At 73.7% G+C, this 13308-nt stretch carries 12 protein-coding genes; 9 read left to right on the top strand and 3 right to left on the bottom strand.

Annotated elements, in window-relative coordinates; translation table 11 throughout:
• Positions 1 to 717: a response regulator transcription factor gene (locus tag ACFFJG_RS15705; RefSeq protein WP_378519727.1), complete on the bottom strand. Its 717-nt coding sequence runs from the start codon at positions 715 to 717 to the stop codon at positions 1 to 3.
• Positions 718 to 818: 101 nt separating this feature from the next.
• Here ACFFJG_RS15705 and ACFFJG_RS15700 point away from each other — a divergent pair, with 101 nt between their 5' ends.
• From ACFFJG_RS15700 to ACFFJG_RS15690, 3 genes are all read left to right on the top strand, one after another.
• Positions 819 to 1250 carry a hypothetical protein gene (locus ACFFJG_RS15700; RefSeq protein WP_378519726.1) on the top strand — a complete coding sequence of 144 codons (432 nt, stop codon included), beginning with the start codon at positions 819 to 821 and terminating at the stop codon, positions 1248 to 1250.
• An 82-nt stretch (positions 1251 to 1332) separates the two neighbouring features.
• Positions 1333 to 1950, top strand: coding sequence for a hypothetical protein (locus tag ACFFJG_RS15695; RefSeq protein WP_378519725.1), 618 nt, complete (start codon positions 1333 to 1335; stop codon positions 1948 to 1950).
• A gap of 83 nt (positions 1951 to 2033) precedes the next feature.
• Positions 2034 to 2645, top strand: a complete 612-nt coding sequence (locus tag ACFFJG_RS15690) for a hypothetical protein (RefSeq protein ID WP_378519724.1) — start codon at positions 2034 to 2036, stop codon at positions 2643 to 2645.
• Between the two features lie 63 nt (positions 2646 to 2708).
• Here the strand turns inward: ACFFJG_RS15690 and ACFFJG_RS15685 are convergent, their stop codons facing one another.
• The gene (locus ACFFJG_RS15685; protein WP_378519723.1) at positions 2709 to 4325 is read right to left on the bottom strand and encodes an AbgT family transporter; all 1617 of its coding nucleotides are present in this window, start codon (positions 4323 to 4325) and stop codon (positions 2709 to 2711) included.
• Positions 4322 to 5680, bottom strand: coding sequence for a M20 family metallopeptidase (locus ACFFJG_RS15680; protein WP_378519722.1), 1359 nt, complete (start codon positions 5678 to 5680; stop codon positions 4322 to 4324). The genes ACFFJG_RS15685 and ACFFJG_RS15680 overlap by 4 nt, the downstream gene beginning before the upstream one ends.
• A 158-nt stretch (positions 5681 to 5838) precedes the next feature.
• Here ACFFJG_RS15680 and ACFFJG_RS15675 point away from each other — a divergent pair, with 158 nt between their 5' ends.
• The 6 genes from ACFFJG_RS15675 to ACFFJG_RS15650 are packed head-to-tail and all read left to right on the top strand — an operon-like array spanning position 5839 to position 13251.
• Positions 5839 to 7185: a glutamine synthetase family protein gene (locus tag ACFFJG_RS15675; RefSeq protein ID WP_378519721.1), complete on the top strand. Its 1347-nt coding sequence runs from the start codon at positions 5839 to 5841 to the stop codon at positions 7183 to 7185.
• A gap of 17 nt (positions 7186 to 7202) precedes the next feature.
• A complete protein-coding gene (locus ACFFJG_RS15670; protein WP_378519720.1) occupies positions 7203 to 8069 on the top strand; it encodes a hypothetical protein in 867 nt (288 codons plus the stop codon).
• The gene (locus tag ACFFJG_RS15665) at positions 8066 to 8818 is read left to right on the top strand and encodes a type 1 glutamine amidotransferase (protein ID WP_378519719.1); all 753 of its coding nucleotides are present in this window, start codon (positions 8066 to 8068) and stop codon (positions 8816 to 8818) included. The genes ACFFJG_RS15670 and ACFFJG_RS15665 overlap by 4 nt, the downstream gene beginning before the upstream one ends.
• Positions 8815 to 11793, top strand: a complete 2979-nt coding sequence (locus ACFFJG_RS15660) for a bifunctional [glutamine synthetase] adenylyltransferase/[glutamine synthetase]-adenylyl-L-tyrosine phosphorylase (protein ID WP_378519718.1) — start codon at positions 8815 to 8817, stop codon at positions 11791 to 11793. The genes ACFFJG_RS15665 and ACFFJG_RS15660 overlap by 4 nt, the downstream gene beginning before the upstream one ends.
• 43 nt (positions 11794 to 11836) lie before the next feature.
• A complete protein-coding gene (locus ACFFJG_RS15655) occupies positions 11837 to 12484 on the top strand; it encodes a SatD family protein (protein WP_378519717.1) in 648 nt (215 codons plus the stop codon).
• Between the two features lie 38 nt (positions 12485 to 12522).
• Positions 12523 to 13251, top strand: coding sequence for a hypothetical protein (locus tag ACFFJG_RS15650; protein ID WP_378519716.1), 729 nt, complete (start codon positions 12523 to 12525; stop codon positions 13249 to 13251).
• Positions 13252 to 13308: the final 57 nt, after the last annotated feature.

Below are 13308 nucleotides of genomic sequence, written 5' to 3'. Positions count from 1 at the left end.
TCAGCCGTCCCGGTCGGCGGGGCCCGCGTCCGAGGCCTCCGGGGCGGCGAGGCGGACGCCGACCCCGCGCACCGTGGTGAGGTAGCGCGGCTCGGCGGCGGTCTCGCCGAGCTTGCGACGCAGCCACGACAGGTGCACGTCGACGGTCTTGTCGGAGCCGCCCCACGGCTGGCGCCACACCTCGACCAGCAGGTCGCGCTTGGTGACGACCTCGCCCGGCCGCTCCGCGAGGTGGACGAGCAGGTCGAACTCGCGCGGGGTGAGGTCGACCTCCTGGCCGTCGAGGTGGACCCGGCGACCGGTGACGTCGACGACGAGCCCGCCCACCGTGACGGAGGCCGGGCGCTGCCGGCCCGCATCGACGCGGCGCAGCACCGCGCGCACCCGGGCGTCGAGCTGCGCGGACGTGAACGGCTTGACCACGTAGTCGTCGGCGCCGGCGTCGAGCGCCCCGACGAGCGAGGGGTCGTCGTCGCGCGCACTGGCGATGATGACCGGCACCGTGCTCACCCCGCGCAGCATCGAGAGCACCTGCGTGCCGTCCACGTCGGGGAGGCCCAGGTCGAGCACGACGAGGTCGGGGGAGGAGTCGACGGCCAGCTGGAGGCCGGCCATGCCGGTGGGCGCGGAGGTGACGGTGTGCCCGCACTCGCGCAGGCCCTTGACCAGCAACGGCCGGATCCGGTCGTCGTCCTCGATGATCAGCACCTCCGCCACGCGGCGAACCTACCGGTCGGCGCCGCTCACGCAGCCGGCCTTAGCCGTCCCTTAACCTCCGCCTGGCCTCGCGCTGAGGTCGGACGCGGCACGATGGCCCGGTGAGGCGTCGGATGCTGCTCGTCGGGCTGTGGGCCGCGACCACTGCGGTCGCGGTCGTGCTCGGCGTGCTCGCCGTGTCCACCGTCGGCGCCACGATCCGCGACCGGGGCCCGGTCGGCGACGAGGTGGCCGAGGACCTGTCGGCGCCACCGACGCAGCCGCCGTCGACCGACGTGCCGGCGGTGCGCGACGAGATCACGGGGGAGTACGGCGGGTTCGTGGTGGAGTGCCGTCGCGCCTGGGCGTACGGCATCGCCGCCCGTCCCGACCGCGACGCCGGGTGGCGCGTCATCAGCTGGGAGAAGGGTCCCGACGACGACGTGGACGCGGTGTTCAGCAACGGCCGCAGCTCGGTCGACCTCGAGGTCTTCTGCAACCAGGGCCGTCCCACGGTCTCCGAGCTCGAGCGCAACACCCTCGGCGACGACTGAGCGGCTCACGCAGGCGCTGCGCAACGCGACCGGCGCGAGTCGCGTCCCCTCCTGTGAGAACCCCTCACAGGAAGACACCGCCATGACCTCACGCCTGCTCTCGGGAGCACTGCTCGCCACCCTCCTCCTGCCCGCGTCCGCCGCCGCCCCGGCGCTCGCCGGCCCCACCGCCGACGCCGTCACCCACCGCGCGGCGCCGCGGACCACGCTCACGGTCCACGCGCCCGGGTGCGACGGCTGCACGATCACCGCGCAGTCCGCCCTGACGGCGGACTACGAGGACGTGTGGCAGTCGGAGCCGACCGAGGTCGTCGACGGCGTGGCCACCTTCCGCGTGCCCACCGAGCGCACTGCGGGCCTGTCGATGAGCCTGCGCGCGCCCTGGGAGCGCCGCCTGGGCTACGTCACCGTCGTCGCGATGCGCTACGCCGGCACGAGCGCCGGCGCCGTCGTCTCCAAGCGCGAGGCGCGCGGCAAGCACCGTGCGAGCGCCTGCTGGGCCGGCACCAGCGCGTCGTCGTACGACCTGGAGCTGCGCACCCGGAAGGTCCGCGTGGTCGGGGTCGGACCCGGGCGGGTGCCCGGCACCCTGGCCTGGGTGCACGAGACGCAGGACTGGCTCGCGCCGATGCGCCAGGTCTGGGGCGGCGTGATGGGCGGGCAGGACATCGACTTCTGCGAGCCGCCGGCAGCTGGCTGAGGCCCGCCGGAATCCTGATGCAACCCGAACGGCCGCAACGGCATCCTGATGGTGACAACCCTTCGCACAGACAAGTAGCCACCATGTCCCTCCGCACCGCCATCACCCCCGGCGCAGTCGCCGGCACCGCCCTCCTCGCCCTCGTCGCGCCGCCCGCGACGGCCGCCACCGCCGACCGGGCGGCCGACGCGCGCGCTGCGGTCGCCCGTACGACCCTGACCTTCACCGTCGACGACTGCGATGGCTGCGAGATCCAGCTCGTCAACGCACTGCGCACGCAGCACACCGACGTGAAGGTCTGGTCGTCGAAGCGGAAGAAGGTCAGGGGCGGCGAGGTCCGCTTCACGATCGCCACCAGCAAGACCTGGGGGATGTCAGTCAACGTCCGCGCCCCGTGGGAGGGGCAGACCGGCTACGTCACCAACGTCGCGTGGCGCTACAACGGGATGCTGCAGGGCGACCCGGTGACCCTCGAGCAGGCCGTGACGCGGAAGAAGGCGTCCGCGTGCTGGGAAGGCGTGCGCCGTCGCAACGTCACCGTGCCCCTCGTCGTCGAGCAGGTCGAGGTCGACGGCGTCGCCGGCCGCGTGCCGGGCAGCATCGCCTTCGTCCCCGAGACCCAGCTGTGGCTCAAGCCGATGCGCGAGGTCGTGGACGGCGTCCTGGGCTCGCAGGACGTCAACATCTGCCACTGAGCCCCGTCGCGAGGACGCTGCAGCCCCGGTGGTCGGCGTCCGTCCCGACCCGCACGAGCAGGGTCAGAGACGGATGCCGACGCCGGGGCCGACGTCTGCCCCGGTGAGGTAGAAGACGGTCAGCACCGCGACCCACGAGATCCAGAACGGCACCACGAACGGCAGCATCCTGGAGATGACCGTGCCGAGGCCGGCCTCGGGCTCGTAGCGCTTGACCATCACGAGGAAGATCCAGATGTAGGGGTTCATCGGCGTGATGACCTGCGTCGCGGAGTCGCCGACGCGGAACGCCGCCTGCACGAACCCGGGCTCGTAGCCCAGCAGGGCGAAGAGGGGGACGAACACGGCACCCATCAGCGTCCACATCGACGACCCGCTCACGATGAACAGGTTGAGCACCGAGGCGAGCAGGATGAAGCCGATGATCGCGGGGTAGCCCGTCAGGCCGATCGACTCGAGCCCGTCCGCGCCGGCGACCGCGAGCGCGGAGCCGACGTTGCTCCAGTTGAAGAGCGCGATGAACTGCCCGAGCATGAACGCCAGGACGATGAAGGCGGCCATGTCCTTGATGCCCAGGCCCATCACCTTCGGCACGTCGGCAGCCTGTCGCAACGACCCGCTCACGAAGCCGTAGGCCAGCGCCGGGCCCAGGAACAGCACGAACACGATGAACACCGTCGAGTCGAGCAGCGCCGACTCCGGGAGGAAGTTGCCGTCGTCGTTGCGCCACGGCGAGCCGCCCGGCAGCACCGCGGCGAGGATGACCGCCGCCAGGAGGACGAACACGATGCCGGCAGCGCGCAGCCCGCGTCGTTCCGCCGGCTCGAGCTCGGGGGAGAGGTCCGTCGGTGCGGCGCGCAGGGCCGGCGCGACGTCCTCGTCGGCGTCGGTGGCGGCGTCGAGCGAGGTGTCCTCGCCGGCGTCGACCATGTCGACCGGAGCTCCTTCGCGCACCAGCCGGGGCTCGACGAGCCGGTCGACCACGAGTCCGGCGACGAGCGCCAGCACGATCGCTGAGGCGATGTTGAACCACAGGTTCGACACCGGCGTCACCGTCGCGCCCGGGTCGGGCAGGCCGCCGGTCACCGAGTTGGTGATGCCGGAGAAGAGCGCGTCGAGGCTGGTCACCAGCATCGACGTGGAGTAGCCGGCGCCGACCGCCGCGAAGCCGCCGACGAGCCCGGCGACCGGGTGGCGCCCGGCCGCCTTGAAGACCATCGCCGCCAGGGGCGGCACGACGATGAAGGCGGCGTCGGCCATCACCGAGGCGTTGACCCCGACTAAGCCGACGGCGTAGGGCAGCAGCCACCGGGGGGCAGCGCCGAGGCTGGCCCGGATGGCCGCGGCCAGCAGGCCCGTGCGCTCCGCGAGCGTGACGGCGAGCAGGATGGTCACGACCGTGACCAGCGGCGGGAAGCCGATGAAGTTCGCCCCGAGGTTCACCGTCAGCCAGGACAGGCCCTCCCCGGTGAAGAGGCCGCGCACGGCCGTCTCCTCGTCGGCGCCGGGGATCGTGACCGACGTGCCGAGCAGCTGGAGCCCGGTCGAGACCAGCCCGACGAGGAGGAACAGCCCGAGGAACAGCAGGAACGGGTCGGGCAGCCGGTTGCCGACGCGCTCGACTGCGGCGAGGGCGCGGTCGGTGCGCGTGGTCGCCCCCGTGGCCTCCGGGCGGCTCATGCGTGGTCCTCGCCGAAGTAGGACGGGACGTCGACCGCGCCCCCGGCCGCCTCGAAGTCCTCGGCGGCGGCCCGGCGGAGCTCGGGGTCGCTGAGCCAGTCGGCGCTCACCGCGGCGAGCGCCCATGCCGCGTCGACGACGACCCGGTCGGCCTCCTCGGTCACCGCGGCGTCGGCGAACTCGCGCGTGTGCAGGGACAGGTCGGCGTCGGTGATCTTGACCATCGCGTGCACGCCGGGCATCCGGTAGGACACGTTGCCGAAGTCGGTGGACCCGGCGAACATCCGCGGGACGACGTCGGGCGGCAGGACCGTACGGCCCCGCTCGCCGTAGCGCGAGGTCCAGGCGCCGGCCAGCGGACCGTTGCCCCGCACCGGGAGGTAGGGCGGCGCCTCGTCCCAGGTGAGCTCGACGCCGCACCCCGTCATGAGGGCGGCACCGCGGGCGATGTCGGCCAGGCGCCCGCTGAGCACGGCGAGGCTCTCGGGCAGCTCGCTGCGCAGGTAGAAGAGCATCTCGGCGTGCTCGGGGATGACGTTGGGCCGCTCGCCGCCGGCGGTCACGACGCCGTGGACGCGGTCGGTGGCCGGCATCTGCTGGCGGTGCAGGCCGACGCCGGTGTACATCAGGTTGACGGCGTCGAGGGCGTTGCGACCCATGAACGGCTGCGCCGAGGCGTGCGAGGTCACGCCCGTGAAGGTCGCGCGCAGCTGGCGGCGGCCCAGGAAGAGCGGGTCGGCGATGTCGTAGGTGAAGGGGTGCACCATCAGCGCCGCGTCGACGCCGTCGAAGGCGCCCTGCGCGGCCATCAGCTCCTTGCCGCCGCCTCCTTCCTCCGCCGGCGTGCCGAGCCAGACGACGCGGCCCGGCAGCCGGTCGCCGAGGGAGGCGAGGGCCAGGAAGGCGCCCAGTCCTGCGGTGGCGATGACGTTGTGGCCGCACCCGTGGCCGATGCCCGGCAGCGCGTCGTACTCCGAGAGCACCGCGATGGTGGGTCCGTCGGGGTCCCCGACCTCGGCGCGCAGGCCGGTCGCGAGCCCGTGGGCGCCGCGCACGACGTCAATCCCGCGGGCCTCGACGAGGTCGGCGAGGGCGGCGGCCGAGCGGTGCTCCTCGAAGGAGACCTCCGGGTGCTCGGACAGGTCGTGGCTGGCCGCGAGGAGGGTCGGGGCCAGGTCGTCGACGGCGGACTGCAGGGCGTCGAGCAGGTCGCGGTCGGCGCCGGCCGTGGTGGCCTCCGGGGCCCGTGCGGTGCGAGCCCGGCGCCGGGTCTCCTCGGCGAGGTGGGCGAGCAGGAACCCGTCGGGGGTGGTGGGTGACGAGAGGTCCGGCAGGTGTGCGTGGGGGTCGTTCATCGTGCAGCTTCCCTCTTCCCGTGGTGGCGGGCCCGAGTCGGGCGGCTGATCCGGGGACGCTAACACCGTGACGGGTGCCACTGGCCCCGCGAGGGGGCGGCCGCCCACACCTCAGGCGGTTGCGCGGGCGGGGGCGACGCTGCCCCTAGGCTGGGCCCATGGGCAAGCAAGAGGACTTCGTGCTGCGGGCGCTCGAGGAGCGTGACGTCCGGTTCGTGCGGCTGTGGTTCACCGACGTGCTGGGCTTCCTCAAGAGCGTGAGCGTGGCTCCCGCCGAGCTGGAGAACGCCTTCGACGAGGGCATCGGCTTCGACGGCTCGGCGATCGAGGGCTTCGCCCGCGTCTACGAGTCCGACATGCTCGCCCACCCCGACGCCTCGACGTTCCAGATCCTCCCGTGGCGCACCGGTGACGACGGCTGGCCGGCCACCGCGCGCATGTTCTGTGACATCCGGATGCCCGACGGCAGCCCGTCCTACGCCGACCCGCGCCACGTGCTCAAGCGCACGCTGAGCCGCGCGGCCGACAGGGGGTTCACCTTCTACACCCACCCCGAGATCGAGTTCTACCTCTTCAAGGACATGCCGGGTGCTGGCGAGGAGCCGCAGCCGGTCGACCGCAGCGGCTTCTTCGACCACACCGCGCAGTCGCGCGGCGCCGACTTCCGCCGCGAGGCGATCACCATGCTCGAGGCGATGGGCATCTCGGTGGAGTTCAGCCACCACGAGGGCGGTCCCGGGCAGCAGGAGATCGACCTGCGCTACGCCGACGCGCTGACCACGGCCGACAACATCATGTCGTTCCGCACCGTCATCCGTGAGGTCGCGCTCGGCCACGGCATCTGGGCCTCCTTCATGCCCAAGCCCTACACGACCCACCCGGGCTCCGGGATGCACACCCACGTCTCGCTCTTCGAGGGCGACCGCAACGCCTTCTTCGAGGCCGGCGCGGAGTACCAGCTGTCCAGGACCGGACGGCAGTTCATCGCCGGGATCCTGCGCCACGCCAGCGAGATCAGCGTGGTGACCAACCAGTTCGTGAACTCCTACAAGCGGCTGCTCGGCGGCGGCGAGGCCCCGTCGGGCGTGTGCTGGGGCCACAACAACCGCTCGGCCATGGTGCGCGTGCCGATGTACAAGCCCAACAAGGGCCAGTCCACCCGCGTCGAGCTGCGCACCATCGACCCGGCCTGCAACCCCTACCTCGCCTTCGCGGTCGTCCTCGCGGCCGGCATGAAGGGCATCGAGGAGGGCTACGAGCTGCCCCGCGAGGCCGAGGACGACGTGTGGTCGCTGACCGAGCGGGAGCGCCGCGCCCTCGGCATCACCCCGCTGCCGCGCAGCCTCTCGGACGCGATCGGGATCGCCGAGGACTCCGAGCTGCTCGCCGAGACGCTCGGCGAGCACGTCTTCGACTACTTCCTGCGCAACAAGCGCGCCGAGTGGGAGGAGTACCGCGCCCAGGTCTCCTCCTTCGAGCGCGACCGCATGCTGCCGGTGCTCTGAGAGACCACGACCCGGCGATGACGGTGCTGCGCGACTGGTTCTCGTGGGCCGTGGCGTGGGTGCTCGTCGTCGAGACGCCGGTCTGGCTCGCCGTCGCCGCCGACGCCTGGCAGGAGCGTACGGAGCCGACGCTCGAGCCGATGGCGGTGCCCGGCTGGGTGGTGCCGCTAGCGTACGCCGCCGGGGTCGCGGTGCCGCTCGGCCTCCTGCTGGTCGTAGCCGGCCTGCGCGCGACCGCCCTCCACCGGGCCGGGATGCTCGTCGGCGCCGCCGGGCTCGCGGTGGGCGCGGTCGCCTTCAGCGGGTTCCCCGACGGGGTGGTCGGGGGGTGGTACGTCGGGCTGACCGCCGCGGCCGCGGTGGCCGCGCTGCTCGTCGCGGTGACGCCCTCCGGGCCGTCGGACACCGCACGTCCGGTGGGGCTTCCCGGCCTTGCGCTCGTCGCGGCCGGGGTGTTCCTCGCCTGGACCTGCTGGCACGGCGCGTCCTACTGGGACTGGCGCGTCGACTCCGCGCTCGGCTACCTGCTCGGGTTCGCCGTCGCCGTCCTGCTGGTCGCGCTCGGCGCGACCGCCGGCCGGTGGGCGTCCCTACGCGGGGTGCTCCGCTGGGTGCTCGTCGTCGTCGGCGTGCTGGGCCTGCCGTACCTCCTCGCCGGCGCGTCGGCACTGCTCGACGGTGGTGCGCTCTACCGCTGGGAGGAGGACGAGAGCCCGTGGGAGTGGGGGACGCCGTGGCTCCTGCTCGGTGCCGGGCTCGTCGCGACCGGCGTGGCCGCGTGGCGGCGCCGGGGCGACCTCGCAGCCTGGTCCCTGGCCGCGGGCACCGGGTTCGGGCTGACGGCGCTGTGGCAGGACTCGACGTGGGGGAGCGTGATGCGGTGAGCCCGCGCGTCCTCGTCGTCGAGCACCAGGCGTCCTGCCCGCCCCACCTCGTGGGCCGGTGGCTGGAGGAGGCCGGCTGCACGCTCGTGATGTGCCGGCCCTACGCCGGTGACGCCCTGCCCGCCACGACGGCGTACGACGCCCTGCTGGTGCTGGGCGGCGACATGGGTGCCCACGACCACGACCGGGCGCCGTGGCTGCCCGCGCTCAAGGAGCTCGTCGTCGACGCGGTCGCGGCGTCGGTGCCGGCCCTGGGGATCTGCCTCGGCCACCAGGTGATGGCCGTGGCGCTCGGCGGCGAGGTGGCGCGCAACCCGCGCGGCCAGACCGTCGGCGTGCAGCCCGTGGGCTGGAGCGCGGACGCCGCCGGCGACCCGCTCTTCGGTGCGCACACCGGCGAGGAGCACGCGATCCACTGGAACAACGACGTCGTGACCGCCGTCCCGGACGGCGGCGTGGTGCTGGCCCGCACGCCGGGCGGGGAGGTGCAGGTCGCCCGTCTCGCCCCGTCGGCGTGGGGCGTCCAGGCGCACCCCGAGGTCGACGCCGACGTCGTCGCGGGGTGGGCCGCCGACGACCGTGACGACCTCGTCGCCCTCGGGCTCGACGAGGAGACCGTGCTGGCCAGGGTCAGGGACGCGTCGGAGGACCTCGCGTCGCAGTGGCGCCCGCTGGTCCGCCGCTTCGCCGCGCTGGCCGGGGCGCGGGTCGGTGCACGGGTCGGCGGAATGCCGGGGGTGGCGCGATGACGTCGAGCGGCGCCTTCGTGCGCAAGGGCTTCGTGGACGGTGCGGCAGCCGCCCGCGGCATCGAACAGCTGGGTGATGCGGGTCTTCCCCTCACCGACGTCCTGGCCGCGACCGCGGACCCGGACGCCGCGCTGGCGGCGCTGCTGCGGCTGGTCGAGGCGCTCGACGCCGATGAGGAGGGCGCCGGTCGGTCGATGCTGGCGGAGGTCGCCGACGACGAGGGCACCGCCATGCGGCTGTGCTGCGTGCTCGGCGCCAGCGCGGCGCTCGCCCAGCACCTGGTGCGCCACCCCGGCCACTGGCGCGAGCTCACCGACCCCACCCTCGGCAGCACCCGCCCCGCGGCGTACGCCGTGCGCGAGGCGATGCTGCGGTCCGTCGGGGCGGACCCCGCCGAGGCCGAGCCGGTCGCCGGCGTCCCCGACGCGGAGGCCGTCGACGCGCTCCGCGTGGAGTACCGCCGGGTGCTGCTGCGCCTGGCCGCGCGCGACCTGGCGCACCACGTCGGGGTCGACGACGCGGCCGCCGAGCTCTCCGACCTCGCCGGTGCCACGCTCGAGGCGGCGCTGGCGGTCGCCCGCGCGCGCGTCGGCGAGCAGGCGCAGGCCGCGCGGCTCGCGGTGATCGCCATGGGCAAGTGCGGCGGCCACGAGCTCAACTACGTCTCCGACGTCGACGTGGTGTTCGTCCACGAGGCGGCCGGGGGCGCCGAGGAGGCGGTGGCGCTGCGCGTGGCCACCCAGCTGGCCTCGCACCTGATGCGGGTCTGCTCCGACCCGACCCGCGAGGGCTCGATCTGGCCGGTGGACGCGAACCTTCGTCCCGAGGGCAGCCAGGGCCCGCTGGTGCGCACCCTGGCCAGCCACCGCGGCTACTACGAGAAGTGGGCCAAGACCTGGGAGTTCCAGGCGCTGCTCAAGGCCCGCCCGGTGGCGGGCGACGCCGCGCTGGGCCAGGCCTACGTCGAGATGATCGAGCCGATGGTGTGGGCGGCCGCCGAGCGCGACGGCTTCGTCGCCGACGTGCAGGCCATGCGACGCCGGGTCGTCGACCACATCCCGGCGCAGGAGGCGGAGCGGCAGATCAAGCTGGGCTCGGGCGGGCTGCGCGACGTCGAGTTCGCCGTCCAGCTGCTGCAGCTCGTCCACGGCCGCGCCGACGCCTCCCTGCGTGAGGGCGCGACGCTGAGCGCGCTCGCCCGGCTCACCGACGGCGGCTACGTCGGTCGCGACGACGGCGAGAAGCTCCACGAGGCCTACACGTTCCTGCGCACCCTCGAGCACCGCGTCCAGCTCCACCAGCTGCGCCGCACGCACGTGCTGCCGGAGGACGAGCCGTCGCTGCGTCGCCTCGGCCGCTCGCTCGGGCTGATGTCGGAGCCGGTGGCGCAGCTCGACCGGCTGTGGCGCCACCACCGGCGCGAGGTGCGCCGGCTCCACGAGAAGCTGTTCTACCGCCCGCTCCTCGGCGCGGTCGCCCGGCTGGCCGGCTCGGAGGCGCGGCTGTCGCTGGAGGCGGCCGAGGCGCGCCTGGCCGCGCTGGGGTACGCGGACCCGAAGGCGGCCCTGCGCCACCTCGAGGCGCTGACCAGCGGGGTCTCGCGCACCTCCGACATCCAGCGGACCCTGCTGCCGGTGCTGCTGGAGTGGTTCGCCGACGCACCCGACCCCGACGCCGGGCTGTTCGGCTTCCGCAGGATCAGCGAGAGCCTGGGTCGCTCGCCGTGGTACCTCACGATGCTGCGCGACGAGGGCGAGGTGGCCCAGCGGCTGGCGCACGTCCTCGGCACCTCGCGCTACGCCACCGACCTGCTCGAGCGGGAGCCGCAGGGCGTGCGGATGCTCGGCGAGTCGCTGGTGCCGCTCAGCGCCGAGGCGGCGCTGGAGGAGATGCGCGCGCTGGTCGAGCGGGCCGACTCCGCCGAGGCCGCGGTGGGTGCGGTGCGGGCCGTACGCCGCCGCGAGCTGCTGCGCATCGCCACCGGCGAGCTCGTCGCCGGCACCGACGTCGCACTCGTCGGGCAGGGCCTGAGCCGGCTCACCGACGCCACGCTCCAGGCCACCCTCGACATCGCGTCGGAGGCCGTCCGCCGCCAGCGCGGGCTGGTGGCCGCGCCGAGCACGATCGCGGTCATCGCGATGGGTCGCTACGGCGGCTTCGAGCTGTCCTACGGCTCGGATGCCGACGTGATGTTCGTGCACGACCCGGTCGAGGGCGCCGACGCGCAGGTCGCGTCGTCGTACGCCACCGCCGTGGTCGCCGAGCTGCGGCGCCTCCTGTCGCTGCCCGCGAGCGACCCGCCGCTCGAGGTCGACCCCGACCTCCGACCCGAGGGCAAGAACGGCCCGATGGTGCGCACGGTCTCCTCCTACGCGGCGTACTACGAGAAGTGGTCGCACGTGTGGGAGTTCCAGGCGCTGCTGCGCGCCGACCCGGTCGCCGGCGACGCCGAGCTGCGGCGGCGGTTCACCGAGCTCATCGACCCGCTGCGCTTCCCGGCCGACGGGATCAGCGAGGCAGACGTGGTGGAGGTGCGGCGGATCAAGGCCCGCGTCGACGACGAGCGGCTGCCGCGCGGCGCCGACCGGCAGACCCACCTCAAGCTCGGGCGCGGGGGACTGGCCGACGTCGAGTGGACCGTCCAGCTGCTCCAGATGCGGCACGCCGGGAGGGTCGAGGGCCTCCGGACGCCGCAGACCCTCCCTGCCTTGGAGGCCGCCGCTCAGGCCGGGCTGGTGGGCGACGACGACGCCCGCACCCTCGCCGAGGCGTGGCGGCTCGTCTCGCGGATCCGCAACGCCGTCACGCTGGTGCGTGGCAAGCCCGCCGACCAGCTGCCGCGCGACGCACGCGAGCGCGCCGCGGTCGCGCAGATCCTGGGCTACCCCCAGGGGGCCTCCGACCAGATGGTCAACGACTACCTCCGCACCACGCGGCGCGCGCACGCGGTTGTCGAGCGCGTCTTCTGGGAGTGAAGCCCAGAGGTTCATCTGGCTCGAAAGAAGGTATGATCTTCAGATGAGCGAGATGAAGCCTTCTCCTTCAGTCACCGTCATCGGCGACCTGGTCGGCTCCCGACGCAGCTCCGACCGCGCCGCGGTACACGCCCGGTTCGCCCGCGCGGTCGACGCGATCAACGAGGCGTACGCGCCTCCTGTGCCGCTGCGCATCGGCGTGGGCGACGAGTTCCAGGGCATCTTCGCCTCCCTCGGCGACGCCGTCGCTGCCACGCTCCGGATCCGGCTGGCGCTGCTGCCCGAGGTCGACGTCCGCCAAGGCATCGGATGGGGGCAGGTGACCGTGCTCGAGGAGGAGCCCAGGGTCGAGGACGGCCCCGGGTGGTGGGCGGCACGCACCGCGGTGGAGGCGGCGAAGGACTACGAGCGCAGGGCGGCGCTGCGGGCGGTGCGCACGGCGTACGCCGCCGCCGAGGGGGAGACCGGCCCCGCCCCGGAGCTGGTCAACGCGGCGCTGATGATGCGCGACCAGGTCGTCTCCGGCCTGTCGCCGCGCTCGATGTCGGTGCTGGATGGTCTGCTGAGGGGGAGGCAGCAGCAGGAGATCGCTGACGAGCTGGGCATCAGCCCTTCGGCGGTCTCGCAACGGGTGCGGGGGGACGGCATGGGCGTCCTGCTCGCGGCCGACGAGCTGCTGCGCGGGCTGTGAGAGTTCGTGAGCGGGATGACGACTGAGGAGAAGGTGCGATGAGCTGGCTGGCGATCCTGCTGATCGGCTTTGCGGTGACCGACCTGACCCACTCGGTGCGCCGTACGCCGGTGCTGCCGGGCTGCGTCGGGGGAGTGGTGGCGCTGAGCGTCGGGCTGCTCGCCGGGCTCGGGTCGGGGCGTGACGTCGTCGCGCTCCTTCTCATCTCGGGCGTCGTGGTGCTCTGGGACCTCACCGTCACGTGGGGCTTCGGCCACCCCGGGCCGGCGTGGCTGCCGCTGACGCTGTTCGTGCTGGCGCTGGGCCTGGCCGTGGCGTGCTCGGGGCTTGCCCCTGTCTCCGCCGGGCCGCTCGGCCGGTGGCTCGACTCGGTGTCGCTGCCGGCGCTGTCCGGGGTGACGCCCGACCGCTTCCTCCTGGTCCTCGGCGCCTTCGGCATCCAGCTCTCCACCGGCAACGTGCTGGTCCGGCTCGTGCTGAAGTCGACCGGCACGATCAACCCCGCCGCCGACGGTGCAATGCCCCGGACCCGGCTCAAGGGCGGGCGCCTCCTCGGCCCGCTGGAGCGGGTCTTCATCCTGGCTCTGGCGCTCGGGGGTCAGGTGACGGCGGCGTCGATCGTGGTGGCGGCCAAGGGGTTGCTGCGCTTCCCTGAGCTGTCCTCCCGCCGGGACCAGCAGCGGATCCACCAGATGACCGAGTACTTCCTGCTCGGCTCGTTCGTGTCCTGGCTCGTGGCGCTGGGGTCGTACGTGCTGCTGGCTTGAGGAGTGGGGCCAGTCCGCCGCTAGAGGGCTAGGCCGAAGACGCTGAGCCAACGGTCC

The sequence above is a fragment of the Nocardioides zeicaulis genome (assembly GCF_042432345.1).
Lineage (GTDB): Bacteria > Actinomycetota > Actinomycetes > Propionibacteriales > Nocardioidaceae > Nocardioides > Nocardioides zeicaulis.
The sequence above is the reverse complement of the archived record's forward strand: the minus strand, read 5'-3'. Positions and strand labels throughout refer to the sequence as shown.

Excerpts from the sequence above, each read along its gene's own strand:
- ACFFJG_RS15690 (WP_378519724.1), top strand. The coding sequence starts at position 2,034 with ATGTCCCTCCGCACCGCCATCACCCCCGGCGCAGTCGCCGGCACCGCC.
- ACFFJG_RS15675 (WP_378519721.1), top strand. The coding sequence starts at position 5,839 with ATGGGCAAGCAAGAGGACTTCGTGCTGCGGGCGCTCGAGGAGCGTGAC.
- ACFFJG_RS15660 (WP_378519718.1), top strand. The coding sequence starts at position 8,815 with ATGACGTCGAGCGGCGCCTTCGTGCGCAAGGGCTTCGTGGACGGTGCG.
- ACFFJG_RS15695 (WP_378519725.1), top strand. The coding sequence starts at position 1,333 with ATGACCTCACGCCTGCTCTCGGGAGCACTGCTCGCCACCCTCCTCCTG.
- ACFFJG_RS15685 (WP_378519723.1), bottom strand. The coding sequence starts at position 4,325 with ATGAGCCGCCCGGAGGCCACGGGGGCGACCACGCGCACCGACCGCGCC.
- ACFFJG_RS15680 (WP_378519722.1), bottom strand. The coding sequence starts at position 5,680 with ATGAACGACCCCCACGCACACCTGCCGGACCTCTCGTCACCCACCACC.
- ACFFJG_RS15650 (WP_378519716.1), top strand. The coding sequence starts at position 12,523 with ATGAGCTGGCTGGCGATCCTGCTGATCGGCTTTGCGGTGACCGACCTG.
- ACFFJG_RS15670 (WP_378519720.1), top strand. The coding sequence starts at position 7,203 with ATGACGGTGCTGCGCGACTGGTTCTCGTGGGCCGTGGCGTGGGTGCTC.
- ACFFJG_RS15655 (WP_378519717.1), top strand. The coding sequence starts at position 11,837 with ATGAGCGAGATGAAGCCTTCTCCTTCAGTCACCGTCATCGGCGACCTG.